The organism is Providencia rettgeri (assembly GCF_013702265.1).
GTDB lineage: Bacteria > Pseudomonadota > Gammaproteobacteria > Enterobacterales > Enterobacteriaceae > Providencia > Providencia zhijiangensis.
Genome location: NZ_CP059348.1, coordinates 2,229,830 through 2,250,663 on the forward strand (window position 1 = coordinate 2,229,830; position 20,834 = coordinate 2,250,663).

General features: G+C 41.2%; 20 protein-coding genes and 1 tRNA gene. 10 read left to right on the top strand and 11 right to left on the bottom strand.

What is annotated here, in order from left to right; all coding sequences use genetic code 11:
• Window positions 1–8: 8 nt before the first annotated feature.
• Complete coding sequence (locus tag H0913_RS10245; protein ID WP_154603715.1) at window positions 9–1,184, bottom strand: hypothetical protein; 1,176 nt, start codon at window positions 1,182–1,184, stop codon at window positions 9–11.
• 291 nt (window positions 1,185–1,475) lie between these two features.
• Entirely contained in the window at window positions 1,476–2,105 is a 630-nt protein-coding gene (locus tag H0913_RS10250) for a thymidine kinase (RefSeq protein WP_154603714.1), read from the bottom strand.
• A gap of 524 nt (window positions 2,106–2,629) precedes the next feature.
• Here H0913_RS10250 and hns point away from each other — a divergent pair.
• On the top strand, window positions 2,630–3,040 hold the full coding sequence (hns, locus tag H0913_RS10255) for a histone-like nucleoid-structuring protein H-NS (RefSeq protein ID WP_006661675.1): 411 nt from the start codon (window positions 2,630–2,632) through the stop codon (window positions 3,038–3,040).
• A 377-nt stretch (window positions 3,041–3,417) separates the two neighbouring features.
• On the opposite strand, the gene galU is transcribed toward hns, so the two are convergent.
• Window positions 3,418–4,347, bottom strand: coding sequence for a UTP--glucose-1-phosphate uridylyltransferase GalU (gene galU / locus H0913_RS10260; RefSeq protein WP_154603713.1), 930 nt, complete (start codon window positions 4,345–4,347; stop codon window positions 3,418–3,420).
• Window positions 4,348–4,504: 157 nt separating this feature from the next.
• Complete coding sequence (gene rssB / locus H0913_RS10265) at window positions 4,505–5,521, bottom strand: two-component system response regulator RssB (protein WP_154603712.1); 1,017 nt, start codon at window positions 5,519–5,521, stop codon at window positions 4,505–4,507.
• A 116-nt stretch (window positions 5,522–5,637) separates the two neighbouring features.
• On the opposite strand from rssB, the gene H0913_RS10270 reads away from it, so the two are divergent.
• The 3 genes from H0913_RS10270 (at window position 5,638) to H0913_RS10280 (ending at window position 7,299) form a co-directional block, all read left to right on the top strand.
• A complete protein-coding gene (locus H0913_RS10270; RefSeq protein ID WP_181477210.1) occupies window positions 5,638–6,117 on the top strand; it encodes a YchJ family protein in 480 nt (159 codons plus the stop codon).
• Window positions 6,118–6,206: 89 nt separating this feature from the next.
• Window positions 6,207–7,055 carry a formyltetrahydrofolate deformylase gene (gene purU / locus H0913_RS10275; RefSeq protein ID WP_154603710.1) on the top strand — a complete coding sequence of 283 codons (849 nt, stop codon included), beginning with the start codon at window positions 6,207–6,209 and terminating at the stop codon, window positions 7,053–7,055.
• A gap of 159 nt (window positions 7,056–7,214) precedes the next feature.
• A tRNA-Tyr gene (locus tag H0913_RS10280) sits at window positions 7,215–7,299 on the top strand.
• A gap of 1 nt (window position 7,300) precedes the next feature.
• On the opposite strand, the gene H0913_RS10285 is transcribed toward H0913_RS10280, so the two are convergent.
• Entirely contained in the window at window positions 7,301–8,176 is an 876-nt protein-coding gene (locus H0913_RS10285; protein ID WP_154603709.1) for a LysR family transcriptional regulator, read from the bottom strand.
• Between the two features lie 455 nt (window positions 8,177–8,631).
• Between H0913_RS10285 and xthA the strand changes: the two genes are divergently transcribed.
• Window positions 8,632–9,444: an exodeoxyribonuclease III gene (gene xthA, locus H0913_RS10290; RefSeq protein ID WP_154603708.1), complete on the top strand. Its 813-nt coding sequence runs from the start codon at window positions 8,632–8,634 to the stop codon at window positions 9,442–9,444.
• Window positions 9,445–9,504: 60 nt separating this feature from the next.
• On the opposite strand, the gene H0913_RS10295 is transcribed toward xthA, so the two are convergent.
• Window positions 9,505–10,107 (bottom strand): DJ-1/PfpI family protein, encoded by a 603-nt coding sequence (locus H0913_RS10295; RefSeq protein ID WP_154638424.1) that lies wholly within the window; start codon window positions 10,105–10,107, stop codon window positions 9,505–9,507.
• A gap of 96 nt (window positions 10,108–10,203) precedes the next feature.
• On the opposite strand from H0913_RS10295, the gene H0913_RS18905 reads away from it, so the two are divergent.
• Entirely contained in the window at window positions 10,204–10,749 is a 546-nt protein-coding gene (locus H0913_RS18905) for a TetR/AcrR family transcriptional regulator (RefSeq protein WP_181477211.1), read from the top strand.
• Here H0913_RS18905 and H0913_RS10305 read toward each other — a convergent pair.
• From H0913_RS10305 to H0913_RS10315, 3 genes are read right to left on the bottom strand one after another with little or no spacing between them, the layout of a single operon-like run.
• Window positions 10,741–12,681, bottom strand: coding sequence for a DNA topoisomerase III (locus tag H0913_RS10305; RefSeq protein ID WP_181477212.1), 1,941 nt, complete (start codon window positions 12,679–12,681; stop codon window positions 10,741–10,743). The genes H0913_RS18905 and H0913_RS10305 overlap by 9 nt on opposite strands.
• A gap of 3 nt (window positions 12,682–12,684) precedes the next feature.
• Entirely contained in the window at window positions 12,685–13,728 is a 1,044-nt protein-coding gene (selD, locus tag H0913_RS10310) for a selenide, water dikinase SelD (protein WP_154603703.1), read from the bottom strand.
• Window positions 13,729–13,758: 30 nt separating this feature from the next.
• Window positions 13,759–14,310, bottom strand: a complete 552-nt coding sequence (locus H0913_RS10315; RefSeq protein WP_154638422.1) for an NAD(P)H nitroreductase — start codon at window positions 14,308–14,310, stop codon at window positions 13,759–13,761.
• A gap of 262 nt (window positions 14,311–14,572) precedes the next feature.
• On the opposite strand from H0913_RS10315, the gene sppA reads away from it, so the two are divergent.
• The 3 genes from sppA to pncA all read left to right on the top strand — a co-directional run bounded on the left by sppA (window position 14,573) and on the right by pncA (window position 18,319).
• Window positions 14,573–16,426 (top strand): signal peptide peptidase SppA, encoded by a 1,854-nt coding sequence (sppA, locus tag H0913_RS10320; protein WP_154638421.1) that lies wholly within the window; start codon window positions 14,573–14,575, stop codon window positions 16,424–16,426.
• A gap of 229 nt (window positions 16,427–16,655) precedes the next feature.
• The gene (ansA, locus tag H0913_RS10325) at window positions 16,656–17,675 is read left to right on the top strand and encodes an asparaginase (protein WP_154603699.1); all 1,020 of its coding nucleotides are present in this window, start codon (window positions 16,656–16,658) and stop codon (window positions 17,673–17,675) included.
• 23 nt (window positions 17,676–17,698) lie between these two features.
• Complete coding sequence (gene pncA / locus H0913_RS10330) at window positions 17,699–18,319, top strand: bifunctional nicotinamidase/pyrazinamidase (RefSeq protein WP_154638514.1); 621 nt, start codon at window positions 17,699–17,701, stop codon at window positions 18,317–18,319.
• Between the two features lie 62 nt (window positions 18,320–18,381).
• Here pncA and H0913_RS10335 read toward each other — a convergent pair whose 3' ends face one another.
• Together H0913_RS10335 and msrB are read right to left on the bottom strand one after the other, a co-directional pair.
• Complete coding sequence (locus H0913_RS10335; protein WP_181478744.1) at window positions 18,382–18,675, bottom strand: YeaC family protein; 294 nt, start codon at window positions 18,673–18,675, stop codon at window positions 18,382–18,384.
• 148 nt (window positions 18,676–18,823) lie between these two features.
• A complete protein-coding gene (msrB, locus tag H0913_RS10340; RefSeq protein WP_154638420.1) occupies window positions 18,824–19,237 on the bottom strand; it encodes a peptide-methionine (R)-S-oxide reductase MsrB in 414 nt (137 codons plus the stop codon).
• Between the two features lie 356 nt (window positions 19,238–19,593).
• On the opposite strand from msrB, the gene gapA reads away from it, so the two are divergent.
• Window positions 19,594–20,589: a glyceraldehyde-3-phosphate dehydrogenase gene (gene gapA / locus H0913_RS10345; RefSeq protein WP_006658762.1), complete on the top strand. Its 996-nt coding sequence runs from the start codon at window positions 19,594–19,596 to the stop codon at window positions 20,587–20,589.
• The last annotated feature ends 245 nt before the right edge of the window (window positions 20,590–20,834 follow it).

The following is a 20,834-nucleotide window of genomic DNA, read 5'->3' on the forward strand; positions in this document are numbered from 1 at the left end:
CACCACGACTAGCTTTTAATAAAGAAAGCGAGATCCGCTTTTCCTTGATATTCGCCACCTTTCACCTCTGGGGTTCGGCATAATGCCCATGTCACGTTAAGTAATATGGGTTTTTGAGTATTCTTAATACCTAAATCGACCTCTTCGCCATTAAAACTCATTAATTGTGAATTTTTATCATCATTACAGTTTAATTTCAGCGATTTACCCAACTCACTCACGCCGCCTAATACCCACGGTAGTTTTCCAACTTTCATCCCTTCATCAACGGGTTTTAATAAAAGTTTTTTCGGGTTACTTGGGTCGAAATCGGTCTCTTTCGCTTTAGCCACCATACGAATGGTATCTTGCTTCGTTCCATTACAGCTAAGAGTAATGGATGAGTTGTACTGCGCTTCCATATCATCCACAAAAGTATGCTGGATATGATTATTGGTTACAGCAGTGACTTCACAAAATCGTAAAATAGTTAAATCTGCTTCAATGTTCAATAAAATGGTATCTCTTGCTTCAAGATCAAACCCACCCGTCATTAAGTAAAAGGGTTTAGTGCTATTAAATGCAATTTTTCCTGAAACCAAATCTTGGCTTAAATAAATAGTTTGTGGTTGATTAACTGAGAATCTCAATTGTTTACGCCCTTTCGAGGGAATATCACGGTAATTATCTTGAGGGTAAAGACAAACACCATTAACTCGTACTTGTGGAATTTCTATCAACTTACTACTAAAGTTTCGCGTAAAAAATGTCCCAGCATAAACGGGTTCTAAATTTGTTCCGTGATCCATTATATTGATTTGATAATCAATATTCGGAATCAAATACCCATCAACCTCACCAGAATCACGGTTAGTGAGTGGCACGCCATTTAAATGATAGAAATAGGGAATTTGGTGCAACCCTGACATATCACAGGAATTCTTAGCTTGGCTGAACCCGACTATGGGAATGGTAAAATTCCAGGATTTTTTCACTGTGTTTGAATAAACGGGAGTTACATCCAGAAAAACATCGCCCGTCAGCGTTGCTGGTATTTCTCTTGGCACTCGCTCAGCGATGGTAAGATCAACAACACCTTGTAATTTCAATGTTGCTGTTTTTGCTAACGCTGTGGACGTATTCCACAGTAAAGAAAACAATAATAAAAGCGTGCCATTTTTAAATGCTGAAATACTAAATTTCATTACACCCTACCGTTTCGAGCAGATTTGCATTTTTTGATTATATGATAATGTACCAAAGTGTGAAATTAAACTGCCATAAAAAGAAAGCCCCATGTTAAAAATATGAGGCTTATCAAATCTTATTCAATCCGTTTTTATTCTATGAGCGCTGAAAACTTATCTTCCATGCATCCTTTTTAAGAACTAGCAAACTGAGTATTTCATTAATTCATTTACTTTATTTGACAAAAATATCTTAATAATCTGATATTCCTATTTGTAACTATATGACCCTCTAATCTTAATTAATGCTTATTTGAAGTTAAACGGTATTTTTTCAATTGCACCACTATTCATTAATTGAGCTTGCTTAATGGCTTCAGAGTAATGCTTTCGGCAAACAGAGATATACTTTTCATTCCCACCAATATCCACTTGAGCCCCTTCATATACAGGGATGCCATCACCACCAATCCGTAAAACTTTATTTGCCTTACGTCCACAGTAACAAACGGTTTTTAACTCAACTAACTTATCTGCCCATGCTAATAAATACTGACTTCCAGCAAACAATTCTCCAGAAAAATCCGTTCGTAAACCATAACAGAGTACCGGAATGTCTAAATTATCGACAACATCACATAATTGCTCTACTTGCTGTTTTGTCAGAAATTGGCATTCATCAATAAGTACGCAATGTACTTTTTGTGCATCATTCTCGTTCTTGATAATTTCTGCCATATTCGTTATAGGCGAAAATAATAACGCATCCGCAGATAAACCTATCCGCGAAGATACCTTACCCTGACTGAAGCGGTTATCGATTTCAGCGGTAAAAATCAACGTACGCATCCCACGTTCGTGATAGTTATAAGAAGATTGTAATAATGAAGTCGATTTACCCGCGTTCATCGCAGAATAATAAAAATATAGCTGTGCCATTGGGCGGTTCCCTAAAAAATAATATTCGCAAATACTTTAGCATAAAGGCTTTTTAAGATTAACTTAAACCTATGTAGATAACTAAGTGTATGAATTTCCATCTATCACTATGTTAAATTAGTTCCTTTAGATCACACATCATCTGTGTTGTAGACAATTAATCTCAAACTGATATTAACTTTATCTGGTATAGCCATTGGCACATATTGCCAAATTGATTCTGTCAAAAAAAGAAAATTTACGTTAAAACATCCATTGATACATCGACAAACAAAAGGTAATGGTTATCACTAGGCTATTAATATAAAATTTAGTGGCATTTTCTAATTACCTTTTTTCATTAGTACTGTTATTGATAATAGAGCAATTTATAGCAACGAAAATTTTTATAATTCTTTTGTAAAAAAATTGCATTCGTTAAAGATAACTTTTAAACTACCAAAGTAATTTAGCTATTGCAGAATTTAAAATAGCACTCTATTATTACTGTACACATGCCAACATATAAAATTGAGACCAGGAAAATGAGCGAATCATTAAAAGCATTAAATAACATCCGTACGCTTCGTGCTCAAGCACGAGAAGTTACTTTAGAATCTTTAGAAGAAATGCTGGAAAAATTAACTGTCGTTGTTGATGAACGTCGTGAAGAAGAAAGCCAAGCTCGCGCTGAAGTCGAAGAACGTAATCGCAAACTGGAAAAAGTTCGCGAAATGATTTTAGAGCAAGGCGTAGATTTAAATGACCTTCTGCAAACTATGGATTCTGGTAAAAGCACCAGCACTCGCGCTAAGCGCGCTGCTCGCCCAGCAAAATATAAATATGTTGATGAGAACGGCGAAACTAAAACTTGGACAGGCCAAGGTCGTACTCCAGCAGTAATTAAAGTTGCAATCGAAGAACAAGGCAAATCTTTAGACGATTTCTTAATCTAATATTGATACCCCTTCAAATTCTAAACACCCTTTTTATAAGGGTGTTTTTATTTATAGCAGCCTTATTAATATCCACTTATCATCCCCTATGCTCCACTCCCTTCACCTATTTTTAATCAAAAAGAATGATACAAAATAAAATATACGTTAAAGTAAAGTTACGTAATTTAATCCAGTGATATTCTTTAAGTTCCCTCTAAGCACCCTACACTAATTATTTTACGCGCCATGCGGGTTATATTGATTTATATTATATAACTGACATTTAATGACACTTAAAATCTGAGTACTCCCTTTTACATATTCCCATATAAAGCATCTATAAAAAAAGCCAACCATAAAGGTTAGCTTTTATCTGTACAACAAAGATTAGTAATTTAATTAGATTTCGATGATGAATCTAAATTAGCCGCTAACTCTTTAATCCACACGGAAAAATCATTTCCTAGCGTATCGTGTTGCATGCCATATTCGACAAAGGCTTTCATGTAACCTAATTTATTTCCGCAGTCATGACTTTTACCACATAAGTGGTATGCTTCAACGGGTTCCTTATTTTCCATCATTAATGCGATTGCATCCGTTAATTGGATTTCATCGCCAGCACCCGGTGCTGTTTTCGCTAATGCATCCCAAATTTTTTCGGATAATACATAACGTCCTACGATAGATAAATTGGATGGCGCTTCATCACGTTTCGGTTTTTCAACCATACGAGAAATAGGTTTACTATCACCTGGGTGTAAAGTCACACCGTTGCAATCCACAATTCCGTAGTTAGAAACATCTTCTTCTGGTACTGGCTCAACTAAAATTTGGCTAGCCCCAGTAGTTTCGTAGTGTTCTAACATCTCTTTAAGGTTGAATTTCGTTAAATCGGTGCTGTAGCGGTCTAAAATAACATCCGGAAGGATCACGGCAAAAGGCTCATCACCGACTAATGGCTTAGCACACAGAATGGCGTGACCTAAGCCTTTAGCAATGCCTTGGCGTGTTTGCATGATAGTCACATGACTTGGGCAAATGGATTTAACTTCATCCAATAATTGGCGCTTAACTCGCGCCTCTAAAATGGCTTCAAGTTCAAAACTGGTATCAAAGTGGTTTTCAATAGAATTTTTAGATGAATGTGTCACTAGTACAATTTCATTAATCCCTGCGGCAATACACTCATTAACCACATACTGGATTAAAGGCTTATCAACAACCGGTAACATCTCTTTAGGAATGGCTTTCGTCGCTGGAAGCATACGTGTTCCTAAACCTGCTACTGGGATTACCGCTTTACGCACCTTGCGTTTGATCATCTCGAGAACTCCAAAAATTTAATAAGCACCGTTTATATCTTCAATAAACTATACTGGTGCGTTTTTAGTGCGCGCCAGTATATCAGGATTCATTATTGAATAAATAGAGATAGGCTCGTTTAGGATAAATAGAACCTATATTCATTAAATAAGTGCATTATTTTTGAGCATCGGGATTAAACATTAACTTAATTTTCTGATTAGAATTATGAATAAGACACTTCCAATTCTCGCCTTGAAAATCTAATCGATTTGAATGATATGTTTTTAGCGTACCTAATGGAACATTGCGCGCAAGATGATAATGATGGTGCTCCGTTGTAATATTGGCTTCCAGCCCTGCGCTCGCCAAAATCACACTTTTAGATTTGGTATTAAAGTAACCAAGTAACAATGGGAACTGGCCAGAAAAGCCAGAGTCTTCCAGTAAGTGATTTATTTGATTAATAATATTATCAATTTGCGGTAACTTTTTATCTCGGTTGTTCACCGCACTCTTTAACAAATCATTAAACACAACACGAATTAAAAAGGCCGCCATCACACCTTCTTGCGGGGAGCGTTCTATATCAATGCAATAAAATCCAATTTGATCTTCCGATATTGCAGCGATGTCCAACAGCAGTCCAAAACGATTCGCTTCGTTTAATTGTCTATAGTTTATCTTATAGCCATTTATAACTTGCGCCACGGGAGGCTGTAATTGTTTCAAAATGGCTAACATATCCAACTTGTCATTACTCAAAATGTTCGAAATATTTTGGATTTCATTTTCAATGAGTGTTTCAGAGTCATACTGTTCTGGATACAGGGCCGCATGAATCGTCACTTTCACTTCATCAAGGTTTTTTATTGGCTTTAATAACGCATCTTTCGCCCCAAGACGAAACATTCTATCTAATTGCGTGAAGTCTGTGGTTGCCGAAATAACAATCACAGGTACATTAATATTGCGCTCCACCAGCTCCGCCATAAATGATTCTCCATTCATGACAGGCATATTGAGGTCACAAAGAATGACATCGGGAGTCACCTTTTTCTGCGTGATCAGGTCAAGTGCAAGCGCACCGTTATCCGCGATGTAGACTTCTGTTTCTAAACTTTCGAGGTATTCACGAAGAATAGTACAAAAAATTTTTTCATCTTCAACTATGAGTATTTTTCTATTTTTCATATCATACCTACCACGACAACCCTGGTTTCATAAGTAATATATTCTGACGACAATAGTCATATTATAAAATCATTAACGACTATATTTTTAAGTATAGTTATTTTATCGAGAAAAGAATGAGCCAATCTTTAAAAAATAATTGTAGCTGTGGTCATCCTCTGCCGTTTGACCAATGCTGCTCTCCGCTGTTGCTTGGGCAGGCTATTGCTGAAACCCCAGAGCAATTAATGCGTTCACGATACAGCGCTTATATCCATCACAATGCGGATTACCTCATCAAAACATGGCATCCAGATTGCCAAGCACAAGAGTGGCGAGAGGCTATCTTAGATAGTTTTGAACAAACTGAATGGCTGGGCCTGCGTGTCATTAGTTCTTCTCATGCTAAAAATCCTGACGAAGCTTATGTCGAATTTTCGGCTTGCTTTATTGATGAAAAAGCTGATCATAAACAGCTTATTCACGAACGTTCCCGTTTTCTTCGCATTGATACACAGTGGTATTACATTGACGGAATAACACCAAAAGTTGGGCGCAATGATGATTGCCCATGCGGCTCAGGAAAAAAATTTAAGAAGTGCTGCGATAGTTATTAATTCTCTGTTTATCAATTCGTATATTCATTGCACAAATTACGATGAGCCTAAATTATTAGGCTTTAGTCAGTTAAGGATTAGACAGTTCCATGCAACACAAAAATGTACAGAAAAAAATTCTCAGAACCATTTGTCCAGATGCAAAAGGATTGATCGCTAAAATCACCAACATTTGCTACAAACACCAGCTGAACATTATCCAAAATAATGAGTTTGTTGATCACCGTACTGGTCGTTTCTTCATGAGAACGGAACTGGAAGGGATTTTTAACGATGAAACTTTACTGGCTGATTTAGATGATGCATTGCCGGAAGGATCTAAGCGTGAATTAAACACTGCAGGGCGTCGACGCATTGTTATTATGGTCACAAAAGAGGCGCACTGCCTTGGTGATCTTCTGATGAAAAGTGCTTACGATGGGTTAGATGTCGATATTGCTGCCGTTATCGGCAACCACGATACTTTGAAAAACCTGGTCGAGCAGTTTGGTATTCCATTCCACCATATTAGCCATGAAGGGTTAACCCGCGAACAGCACGATGAAAAGCTCACTGCGCAGATTGATCAATATCAGCCTGATTACGTTGTCCTTGCGAAATATATGCGAGTGTTAACCCCTGCTTTCGTTCAGCATTACCCTAATCAAATTATTAATATTCACCATTCATTCTTACCTGCATTCATTGGCGCACGTCCTTATCACCAAGCCTATGAGCGTGGTGTTAAGATCATTGGAGCAACCGCTCACTTTGTGAACGATAATTTGGATGAGGGCCCAATCATCACGCAAAACGTTATCAATGTGGACCACACATTTACTGCGGATGATATGATGCGTGCAGGTCGAGACGTTGAAAAGAACGTACTGAGCCACGCTTTATATTGGGTATTGGCACAGCGCGTCTTTGTTTATGGAAATCGAACAATTATTTTATAACATAGCGCATCAGTTATTAATTGTAGTAATTTGTTGATTTATCACGCATTGAGATTAAAAAATCAGCATTCAGACATTTTTTTTCAATTAATACTTTACAGGGGCGCGTCATTTGATATGATGCCGCCCGCTGTGAACGATTACAGCAATTCAAAATCTGGTGGGATACCCAAGCGGCCAAAGGGAGCAGACTGTAAATCTGCCGTCACAGACTTCGAAGGTTCGAATCCTTCTCCCACCACCATCTAAGCAGTCTCTTTTCCCAGTTTATCAACTACCCCAATAAATCGATTTAACACACTTGAATGTGATTTTGATTTATAAATATAACAGTCACTTTTATCCAAAATTCCATTTAATGAGACATAGATCAGTGACCTATCAATCAGCTCATCCTCAGGATAGTGATCTATAATCCCGATAAAATCACCGTCTTGAATGAAACTCTGGCAACACCCAATATTGTCCATCTGTCGTATACTGGATTTACTCTCTGCGGTTTCAACTTTAGCCAGTAAGTCACTCATTAGTGAGCTTTTATAAAATGAAGGGTCACATAGCCAAGTACTTTGCTGTAGCAATACGACAACATCATGATTAAATTTTTCATATAACTCTTTTCTGCAATAAATACCTAACGGAGCATTCTCTATTTTTTTTTGTAATGAAAATCTTTCACTGACGACTAATTCAGAACTTAAAATTAAAGTATTCCCATCATAATCGACAATTTCATCTACCTCATCATAGTTAAATCTTAATATATTAACCTGTACATTATTTTTGTGTGCTGCTTGATATAAATTAATTAGATGATTTTCTTTTCCCCAGTCATAATAAATATTGGCTTCATTGACGATATAACCAGAAAAATGTTTTTTCGTTATTTCTTTCTCCTGCAAGTAGAGATCTCTAAGATCATTATAAAGTTCTTGGCCGTCCTTAGTTAATGTCATTCCAAATTTTTCTCGTTTAAAAAGCCGTTTACCCAAACTCGTTTCAAAGTCTTTTATGGATTTTGCGATGGGGGGTGTCGTGCGGTTCATCACCCTTGCAGCCTTGCTTAGCGAGCCATTTTCAACAACTGCCATAAACGCCTCTAATTTTCTTGAAAAGAACATATCTATGACCCCATTCTATTTATTGAAATGTAAACCAACATGATTATTTTAAATAACAGCATATTGATTAACCCATAATCTTCCACATCAAATAAAAATTTAAATAAATTTTTTCATTTGATGGTTAACAATATTTCATAAAAGTATTTTTATAATTTCCAACATGGCAAAGCAATATATTATATTGTTTCATTTGATTATTTTTTATTGCCCCACCATTAAATCACATTAAAATATAAATAACCAACTGACTTTAAATGAACTTTTTAGTAGTTAATTATAAAACTAACAAACATTTTTTAATTAACAGTCATAGATATATTATTATTAAAAATTAAAGTTCCCTAATAAATTATGGGCAATTATATAAACAAAAAATATTTAATAGTTACACTATTGTTAGCATCTGATAGAATCCCCTCAGTCATGTTCAAAGCAATGGGTGATAAGTAACCATGAAATTTATTTCGTTCAACATTAATGGTCTAAGAGCACGTCCTCATCAACTGGAAGCGATTATTGAGAAGCATCAACCTGAAGTCATTGGGTTACAAGAAACAAAAGTCCACGATGATATGTTCCCTTACGAGGAAGTCAGTAAATTAGGCTACCATGTTTATTTTCACGGTCAAAAAGCCCACTATGGTGTAGCATTACTCCTGAAAAATGAACCACTTGCCGTTAGAAAAGGGTTTCCAACGGATGATGATGAAGCTCAGCGCCGCATCATCATGGCTGATATTCAAACCAGCGAAGGAATTTTGACCGTCGTTAATGGCTACTTCCCTCAAGGGGAAAGCCGTGACCACCCGACCAAATTCCCAGCAAAAGAAAAATTCTATCGTGATCTGCAAGATTACGTAACATCAACGCAAACCGCGGATTCCCAATTGCTGATTATGGGTGACATGAACATCAGCCATACGGATTTAGACATCGGCATTGGTGAAGTTAACCGTAAGCGTTGGTTGAAAACCGGAAAATGCTCATTCTTACCTGAAGAGCGTGAATGGCTGGATAAACTACTGAGTTGGGGACTTGTTGATACCTATCGTGAACAGCATCCAGATACCACCGATTGCTACTCATGGTTTGATTATCGCTCCAAAGGCTTTGACGATAACCGAGGTCTGCGTATTGACCTTCTGCTCGCCTCAAAGAAACTCGCCAGCCGTTGTAGCGCAACAGGTATTGATTACGACATCCGTGGCATGGAAAAACCGTCTGACCACGCACCTGTTTGGGCCGAGTTTGACCTTACTAAGTAATCCCAAGCCTCTCTTTATAGGGCATAATCATATGCCCTATGCTTTCCCCTAGATCCCTTCCTACATTCGTCCTTGGTGCACACTAAATTCAATCAATGAATTGAATAACTGTTGCTGGCCTGTTGGCAATACAGGTTGTAGCGTCGCGTCTCTTTTTTGTTTATCAAACAGCGATTCAATTAACCATCCCACCAAATACAGTGCAGATAAACAACCACCTGCCGTTGCTACATGACCATCGCACACTAAAGGTTGATTTACTGGCTCCACTGACAATGTCTTCAGCACAGCCATCGCTTCAGGATGTGTAGATGCTTGACGTTTAGGCAACAACCCTAACGCATTGAGAATAAATGCCCCAGCACAAATAGAACCAATATATTGACGAGATGAGTCCAAGTTAATAGAGGGTAAAAAACTCGAATCAGCTAAAGCTAGTGGAACCCCCTCTTTGCCGCTACAGAACAAAACAGCATCCGCTTGGCTTGCCTCACACAAAGCACCCTGTGGAGTAATTTCTAATCCATGGGCAGAGCGTAATGTTGATGCATTTCCCAAAATACGTACGCGCCAATCCTGTCGATTACGCCCCAAAATATCCCACATCAGAAACAGATCGATGTCCGTAAACTGGTCAAATGCAATAATGGCGATTTCTTTCATGATTTGTACCTTTATTATTCCCCAGAAAATAATTAGGCTTTAAAGATAACAATCACCCTACCACCATACACAGTCTGTATTGAGCAAGAAAATAGAATGAAGAAATTAACCCGTGAAAGCTGGATTAAGATGGGATTTGACGTGCTAGACAGTGAAGGGTACACGCAATTTTCTATCGAGCGCATCGCCCGCAAATTGAATGTCACGCGCGGCTCTTTTTACCACCATTTTAAAGGGCGAGAGGCATTTATACGTGCTCTACTAACCTGCTGGGAAACCGAATATACCGAGAATATGCTCAACTATGCCAGTAAAGGCGAAAGCCTTGATGATATTTTGAGTCACTATTTAGATATCGCCGCCAATAAGAAACCCGACCGGGAAATCGCAATCCGTGCATGGGCACTCAGCGATAAAATCGTGGCAGAATATCAGCAACGCGTAGATGATACTCGCTTGGCTTTTGTGGTAAACAAACTAAAAAACCGTTTTATTCCTGACAGTTATGCCCAAACGCTAGGGAATCTCATTCACCTGTGTTTGATTGGCGGACAAATGAGCGGCCAGCGCCATCAACCTCAAGAATTCAACCAATTACTGCTTAGTGCGCTCAAGTTTAGAAATCCACTGCGCCTATTCTGACGGTGAGGATTTTTTCCCTTTACTCGCACTTGCTTTTTTCGCGCCCTTCTTTGCCCCTTTGTTATTGGCAACAGGTGGCAACTCACGAAACGCGCGCAAGTTTGTATATTGACGAGCTTGCTGAATTAAGTTGATTAACGTCTGGCTTAACGGCTGCATAAAATCATCATAGCGAGTCTGTTTTTCACTGATCTGCGTTAGCCTTGATTCCCAGTGAGCCGTCATATCGGGCAAGGTCGCCATATCTGGTAAAACGTGGATCAGCGCTCGCCCAGCAGGTGAGGCGTGAATATAACGCCCTTTTTTAAACAGAAATTGACGTTTAAACAGCAAATCGATGATCCCCGCTCGCGTCGCTTCGGTGCCTAAACCATCCGTTTCACGCAATACTTTTTTTAATGCTTTATCCTGCACAAAACGGGCGATCCCCGTCATGGCCGAAAGTAACGTTGCATCGGTAAATGGACGTGGTGGCTGAGTTTGCCGTTCGACCACTTCACCTTTTTCACACAAAAGATCATCGCCTTTTTTCACGATAGGCAATGGCATACCGTCATTTTCCGCGTCACGCTCTTTCCCGCCTAACACGACGCGCCAGCCCACTTCTGCAAGAAAACGCGCTTTAGCGTTAAATTTGCCATTCTCAATGTCTAAATCGATGGTGCATTTACGGTAAACCGCATCCGCCATAAATTGGATAATGTACTGACGAGCAATTAACTGGTACACATTGCTTTCATTTTCAGTTAAACGCACAGCGGCTGTTTTAGCCGTCGGAATGATGGCATGGTGGGCATCTACTTTCTTATCATCCCAACAACGGTTTTTCTTATCCAGTTCAGGTAATTCAAATTCAGTTAATGCGGGTTGGTGTACCGCAATCGCATTTAATACCGCATGACGCCCTGCAAAATGCTCATCCGGCAAATACCGGCTATCCGAACGCGGGTAAGTGATAAGCTTATGGGTTTCATACAGTTTCTGGCAAATATCCAGCACCTCTTGAGCACTTAAACCGTATTTTTTGGCAGCTTCAATTTGCAAAGCGGATAATGAAAACGGCAATGGTGCAATCTCAGTTTCCTGTTTATCTTGGTATTGCGTGACAATTGCCGGTTTGCCTTCAATGCGAGAAACCACATGTTCCGCTAATGGGCGATGAATTAAACGCCCTTCTTCATCTTGAAAATCGATGCAAGATTCACTTGGCTGCCAAATTGCGACAAAGCGCTCATCCTTTGGTGTGACAATGTGCGCTTTAACTTCAAAAAAGTCTTTCGGTACAAAGTGTTCTATCTCTTCGTCGCGCCTAACGACCAACCCCAATACAGGAGTTTGTACGCGCCCAACAGAGAGAACCCCTTGGTAACCACCTCGCTGTCCTAATAAGGTATAGGCGCGAGTCATGTTGATTCCATACAGCCAATCTGCACGAGCGCGGGCTAATGCAGAAACACATAATGGAATAAATTCACGGTTTTCACGTAAACGATCAATCGCTCTCTCAACAGCTTGAGGGTTCAAGTCGTTGATTAAACAGCGCTTCACGCTTTTGCGTTTTTCGGGATCAAGCTTGAAGTAATCCAGCACCTCATCCACCAGCAGCTGCCCCTCTCTATCGGGGTCTCCTGCGTGGACAACGACGCTGGCTTGTTTAAGTAGCGTGTCGATAGTGTTTAATTGTTTGGTTACTGCGGAACGAGGCTTCAATTGCCACTTCTCAGGAATGATCGGCAAATCTTGCAAATTCCAACGGGCATAACGCGGATCATACGCATCCGGTTCAGCCTGTTCTAAAAGATGCCCAATGCACCACGTGACCATCTGGTCATCGCCACATTGAATAAAACCATCCCCTTTACGATGAGGTTTTGGCAGTACATCCGCAATGGCCCGTGCAAGACTGGGCTTTTCCGCAATAAACAAACGCATAGATTAGTCGATCACTTCAATTAAAGGCACACCGCTTTGTGCAGGTAATAAGGTACCGACAGACTGTAACAAAACACCTTGCTGCTGTGCAATCTCTTTAATTTTAGCGACTTCCGATGGTTTAATCGCGATGAGAAGCCCGCCTGACGTTTGTGGGTCACACAATAATTGGCGCTGCATATCGCTCATTGGTCCAATTAAGTGACCATAGCTATCAAAGTTGCGCTGAGTTCCACCCGGCACACAACCCGCTTCAATGTATTTTTCCACATCAGCAAGTTTTGGCACTTTGCTAAAGGAAATCTGAGCACGAACACCGGAGCCTTCACAGATTTCACTTAAATGACCAAGCAAACCAAAGCCCGTTACGTCCGTCATCGCCGTCACGCCGTCTAAAGGCGCAACAACCGCACCGAACTTGTTCATTTGGCACATAGTTTCAGCAGCCAGGTGCGCATGTTCTGGTGCTAACACGCCTTTTTTCTCAGCCGTGGTTAGCACACCAATACCCAACGGTTTGGTTAGGAACAGTTCGCAATCTGCACTCGCAGCACTGTTTTTCTTCACATAATCTGTGTTCACGACCCCAGTCACCGCTAAACCAAAGATAGGTTCTGGTGAGTCGATAGAGTGACCGCCTGCCAGTGAAATTCCTGCATCCGCACAAGCAGCACGTCCGCCTTCAATCACTTCGCGAGCCACTTCTGGTGGCAATTTAGCAATCGGCCAGCCAAGGATCGCAATCGCCATAATTGGCTTACCGCCCATCGCAAAAATATCGCTGATAGCGTTCGTTGCAGCAATACGTCCGAATTCAAATGGGTTATCCACGATAGGCATAAAGAAGTCAGTGGTACTGATAATGCCGATGCCATTACCTAAATCATAAACTGCGGCATCATCTTTGGTTTCATTGCCCACTAATAAGTGAGGATCATGAAATTTAGCTTGTTCCGTATGTAAGATTTGCTCTAACACTTTTGGTGCGATTTTGCATCCGCAACCAGCACCATGGCTATATTGGGTCAGTCTAATTTTTTCTGTCATTGTCTGTCTCTTTAGAAATTCGCTATCTATTTAAAAATAGGACACAAAGCCTGTCATATCAGGTTGTTGAGCTTTTGCAGGTGCTTTTAATTCTGGGGTGCCTAAATAAAGGAAACCGACAATATGGTCATTTTCTTCACAACCTAAACCGTCACGCACGATAGCGTCTTCCGTCCATGAACCTGAACGCCAAATACCGCCAAAACCTTGTGCTAATGCGGCCATTTGCATCGCTTGTACGGTGCAGCTTGCGGCAACAATTTGTTCCCACTGTGGCACTTTGGGATGATCTTTCACTTTCGCAATCACGGTAATGATGAGCGGCGCACGAAATGGTGCATTACGCGCTTTTTCTTCAACTTCCGCGCCTAACTTGCCTTCTACAGCCGCTTTTTCAAGCAGTTGGCTGAAGCGAGCGATACCATCTCCTTGCATGACAACAAAGTGCCATGGCTTCAATGCCCCGTGGTCTGGCGCTCTCATTCCTGCGGCAAGAATATTGTCGAGCTGTTCGCCTTGCGGCGCTGGAGTGGTTAAGCGTGAAGCTGAACGGCGGTTCAACAAAAGGGTTAATGCATCCATATTGATCTCCGATTAAGAGTAAGCTGATGTAGTGCTCAGCAAAATAGAAATACCATCGGGCTATTGTACAACGCTCACAATGGTTTTGTTATGAATAATCCTGTATTACATTATTTGGTATCTGTCATCGTTTGATACTGTATAGGATTAAATCTATTGATTAATCTATCTATTAATCATCTGTCAAATAGATGATATTCTAAATCATTCGCGCGTCATCTTATGCCGCCAACTTGATTGATATCCTCACACTGGAGAAAAAATGCGACAACTCTGGGATATTTTCGCCACCGTCTTTAAGTTTAGCTGGCGAGTCATTAATTTCATTCGACAATTTGTTTTCAACGCAATTTTCTTCGTGTTGCTATTTTTAGTGATCGGCGGTTATTCTCTCTTGCAATCCGACAGCGAGCCAGAAAAAAACTATTTTGGTGCGCTGGTTGTTGATCTACAAGGGGTTGTTGTCGACCAGGTCTCTTCCCCGGATCCTTTCGGACGCATGAGCCGCGAATTGCTGGGTACCTCGAACAACTTAATGCAGGAAAACTCGCTATTCGATATCGTCGATACCATTCGTACCGCCGCTGACGATGACCGCATTACAGGTCTAATACTACGTTTAGATAATCTGGTTGGTGCCGATCAACCCTCCATGGCATACATCGGTAAAGCGATTGAAGAGTTTAAAGCCTCTGGAAAATCAGTCTATGCAATGGGCGATAGCTATACACAAGCTCAATATTACTTAGCTAGCTTCGCAGATGAAATTTATCTCGCCCCCCATGGCGCCGTCGGAATTTACGGTTTCTCAACGGATACCCTGTATTACAAATCTTTATTAGAAAAACTCAAGGTAAGCACCCATATTTTCCGCGTTGGTACCTACAAATCTGCAGTTGAACCGATGATGCGCGATAATATGTCACCTGAAGCCCGTGAAGCTAACCTACTTTGGTTAAATACCTTATGGGGTAACTATTTAGGATCTATCGCGGAGAATCGCCAATCTAAAGCTGAACAAATCTTCCCAGGAGCGGATAAGCTCATTGCACAACTTCGCGCCGTCAAGGGTGATACTGCGCAGTATGCTTTGCAGCAAAAATTAGTGGATAAGATTTACACTCGCGAGCAAGCCGAAAATGTGTTCTCTAATCAGTTTGGTTGGAATAAAGAAGATAAAACATTCAATGGCATTAGCATCTATGATTACTCCACTAAAATTGCCGATACCAGCAACAGTGACGGTAATATTGCGGTTATCGTCGTTCAAGGTGCCATCATGGATGGACCACAAACTCCCGGTATTGCTGGTGGCGAAACCCTCGCAGCTCAAATCCGTGATGCGCGCTTAAATGAAAACATTAAAGCCATCGTATTACGCGTTAATAGTCCAGGGGGAAGTGTCAGTGCTTCTGACCTGATCCGCAGTGAATTAGCCGCTGCGCGTACCGCGAAGAAACCGGTCGTCGTATCCATGGGTGGCATGGCCGCATCAGGCGGTTACTGGATCTCAACGCCAGCTGACTACATCATTGCTAGCCCAAGCACTTTAACCGGCTCTATCGGTATTTTCGGTGTGATCAATACCTTTGAAAGCTCATTAGAATCTATCGGCGTTTATACTGACGGTGTTTCGACGTCCCCATTAGCAGGCGTTTCTGTCACTAAAGGGATTAGCCCACAATTTTCTGATATGATGCAAATCACCATCGAAAATGGCTACCAAACCTTTATTGGCTTAGTTGCTCAATCTCGCCATAAAACACCGGAAGAAATCGATAAGATTGCCCAAGGTCGCGTTTGGATTGGTAAGGATGCGCTGAAGATTGGTTTAGTCGATGAACTCGGTGATTTCGATGATGCCGTCGCAAAAGCCGCCGAATTAGCGAAAGTAAAATCTGTCGAGCTGGATTGGATGCAACCTGAACTGTCCTTTATGGATCAGTTGATCCTTGAATTGACTAGCAACGTTCAAGTCATGATGCCTGATGCATTGCAAACATTCCTACCACCAGCGGTCGCTACTGATATTCGCCGCCAAGCTCAGTTCTTCTTAAAAATGAACGATCCACAAAATCGTTACGCATTTTGCTTAAACTGCGCAGAAATTAACTAATTATTCATTTTCACCCATGGCTCCCCTCTCAAGGCAATCATAGAGGGGGCTGCCATTCACGGTGGATGACGCTGGCGTAAACTGAAGTTTCCATCACAACAATCTGCAATATCTTGTTTTATCCATAGATTATCTCCAGTAAATAAGCCAAAATCCTTATAATCCAAATTATTCACACACAGAATTTCTTATTCATACAGAACTTTGTCTGTCATCGTTAGGTAACAAAATGCAGAAGAAATCGATTTATGTCGTTTATACGGGTGGCACCATCGGCATGCGCCATTCTCCTCAAGGCTATATTCCTGTTTCTGGTCACCTACAGGCACAATTAGCCCAAATGCCTGAGTTTCATCGCCCTGAAATGCCAACATTTACGATCCGTGAACACCAGCCTTTAATCGACTCTTCTGACATTACACCGGAAGATTGGCAAAATATTGCCGATGACATCAGTGAAAATTACGATAAATATGATGGTTTTGTGATCCTACATGGCACTGACACCATGGCATTTACGGCTTCTGCACTCTCCTTTATGTTTGAAAACTTGAAGAAGCCGATTATTGTGACAGGGTCACAGATTCCACTGGAAGCCCTACGTTCCGATGGGCAAACCAACCTGCTTAATGCACTCTATTTAGCGGCAAACTACCCGATCAATGAAGTGGGGTTATTCTTCAATAATAAACTGTATCGCGGTAACCGCACTGTGAAAGCTCATGCGGATGGTTTTGAAGCTTTCACCTCGCCAAACTGTTCCCCACTGATGGAAGCCGGTATTCATATCCGTACATTCAATGCCTGCCCAGCACCGATTGGCGTTGGCGAATTAAAAACCCATCGCATTACCCCGCAGCCTATTGGAGTTGTCACGCTCTACCCGGGGTTATCGATAGAAATCGTACGAAATATTCTTCAGCAACCGGTTAAAGCGCTAATCTTGCGCTCTTACGGTGTAGGAAATGCCCCTCAGCAACCGGAACTTCTGCGTATTCTTCGTGAAGCAACTTCTCGCGGCATTATTGTCGTCAACCTTACCCAATGTATTTCTGGGCGGGTAAATATGGAAGGTTACGCCACCGGACACGCATTAGCAGAATCTGGAGTGATCAGTGGTTTTGATATGACTTTTGAAGCCGCATTGAGTAAATTACATTACTTACTAAGCCAAGATTATACCTCTGAGCTTATTCGAGAATTAATGCAAAATAATCTACGTGGTGAATTAAGCTACGCCGATGAATAAGCCATAACCTACTGAGAAGAATGATGAAATCAGCATTACTGTTAGTCGACTTACAAAATGATTTTTGTACTGGTGGTGCTCTCGCTGTAAAACAAAGCGAACAGGTTATTGAAACCGCAAACCACGTTATTAAGCAATGCCAAAAACAGGGTATCACGGTGATCGCCAGCCAAGATTGGCATCCAGAAAACCACCTCAGTTTTGCCGTCAATTCTAACCAGCCTGTTGGCACCCTTGGCGAACTGAATGGATTGCCACAGGTTTGGTGGCCGGTTCACTGTGTACAAGGCTCCCATGGTGCTGATTTCCATCCAGAGCTTCATCACCAAGCTATTCAGAAGGTATTTACTAAAGGTGAAAATCCGCAGGTAGATAGCTACAGTGCCTTTTTTGATAATGACAGAGTCAGTCAAACAGAGTTGCATGCGTGGCTTCAGCAGCAGCAAATCAGCCATTTAATGATTATGGGCATTGCGACCGACTATTGCGTGAAGTTTACTGTGCTGGACGCGCTGAGACTGGGCTACCGTGTCGATGTGCTAACGGATGGATGTCGCGGTGTTAATTTAGACCCTGAAGATAGCCAGAAGGCGTTAGCAGAAATGCAGAGTGCAGGTGCTAAGTTAGTAACATTGCCACTCTAGCGTTCCACCACCCTACTAATGGGTTTCAATTTTGGCCCTGCTAATTTGCAGGGCTAACTATCTTATTCGTCGTTTTCTTGCGGTTTCAATGTCGCAAGCCTATCCCCTTGAAAAAGCGCTTTCAATTCTTGCTTACTCTTCATGGTAATTTGGCCGTCTGTACCGACCGTCATATGCTCCGCATCATGGTTATGGCGAGATTGCCATAACATCACCATCTGCAAGGTATTTTCTTTTTGTTCTGGCGTTAATGCCACGCCATCCGGCCATTTACCTAACTCCACTGCCGTCACTAAACGCTGGTAAATTTCTGGGGTCATGACAGACAGCAATTGGTCTATTTGTTGTGCATCCATTTCTACGCTCACGTTATGCCTCATCACATCAAGTTAGTGGCAATCAAGATAATTATTTTTTATGGTTTTATGAATATATGGCATTTTGAATAATCAGCCGAGTCGTTATTGCTGAACATATTTTCATACTTCAGCAAGCTTCAGCACGCTATCCTGCGGTCTTTTCACCCGTTTGGTCATCTGTAAAACTTAGCGATGCTGAATTTATGCAGTAACGCTGTCCGGTTGGTTGTGGACCATCAGGAAATACATGTCCAAGATGCGCATTGCAATTACCACAGCGCACTTCTATACGGTGCATTCCATGAGAGAAATCTTCGATAAATTTTATCAAACTTTCATCAATTGGTTGAAAGAAACTCGGCCATCCGCAGCCCGCATCAAATTTGGTCTCAGAAAGGAATAAAGGGGTTCCACAACAGAGACATTCATACACGCCATCTTTACGGTTATGCAATAATTGGCCACTAAATGGGGGCTCTGTGCCAGCCTCTTGTGTAACATACAGCTGGACTTGGTTAAGCTTTGATAAATCAACAGCTTGCTTATCTTTATTCGACATCGATTACCTACTCTTTTTCAAAAAGATGCGTATTAAAGCGATTTCGCACCCATTTCAAGCAACAAAAACTTAACAACGCTCAGTGGAAAACTATTCTAGACTATTAAGGTTAGAACTTTACGGTTTGATTTGTGATGAGCCTCACATATATCACTGATGGATGGTTTCATTATGCTGAACAATCCCGATAATACGTGCGGCTGTATTTGCTGCTGAAGTGACTGACAAATATGCAGATAGTGGTATCAGAATTGATTTTTTTCAATAATTGACACGATTCCGCTTGACGGCTGGCAAGGTTTTGGTAACTTTAAGTACATCTTAATTCACGAAATAAAATAGCTGGTGGAAATACTATGACTATCAAAGTAGGTATTAATGGTTTTGGTCGTATCGGCCGTATCGTTTTCCGTGCTGCACAAGAGCGTTCTGACATCGAAATCGTTGCTATCAACGACCTGCTCGATGCAGAGTACATGGCATACATGTTGAAATACGACTCAACTCACGGTCGTTTCAACGGTACTGTTGAAGTTAAAGATGGTCACTTAGTTGTTAACGGTAAAAAAATCCGTGTTACAGCAGAGAAAGATCCTGCAAACCTGAAATGGAACGAAGTCGGTGTTGATGTTGTTGCTGAAGCAACTGGTATCTTCCTGACTGACGAGACTGCTCGTAAACACATCCAAGCAGGCGCGAAGAAAGTTGTGTTAACTGGTCCTTCTAAAGATGACACTCCAATGTTCGTTATGGGCGTTAACCACAAAGCTTACGCAGGTCAAGAAATCGTTTCTAACGCATCTTGTACAACTAACTGCTTAGCTCCACTGGCTAAAGTTATCAACGACAAATTTGGTATCGTTGAAGGTCTGATGACCACTGTTCACGCAACCACAGCAACACAAAAAACTGTTGATGGTCCATCTCACAAAGACTGGCGTGGTGGTCGTGGTGCTTCTCAAAACATCATCCCATCTTCAACTGGTGCTGCTAAAGCTGTAGGTAAAGTTATTCCTGAGCTGAACGGTAAACTGACTGGTATGTCTTTCCGTGTTCCAACTCCTAACGTTTCTGTTGTTGACCTGACTGCACGTCTGGCAAAACCAGCAACTTACGCACAAATCTGTGACGCTATCAAAGAAGCAGCAGAAGGCGAGCTGAAAGGCGTTCTGGGTTACACTGAAGACGACGTTGTATCTACCGATTTCAACGGCGAAAAACTGACTTCAGTATTCGATGCTAAAGCAGGTATCGCTCTGAACGACAACTTTGTGAAACTGGTTTCTTGGTATGACAACGAAACTGGTTACTCTAACAAAGTTCTAGACCTGATTGCTCACATCTCTAAATAAGAGCTGTTAAGCAACCAGTGTGACTGAGCCGCCTCTTGGCGGCTCTTTTGTATCTTTCATACATTCAAAATTAAAGCCCAGCTCAATATACTCCAAGCTGCGTCCCCCGCTTCATTCAATGCCACTTGCAGTATCGTGAGTTTGTTATATTGTTATTTCTAGTTACTGCCCTATTTATAGGCGCTGTTCTATTTATAGTCGCTGATTTAGGTCGTGATGATGGACCAACAACCACAGGCGCAAGA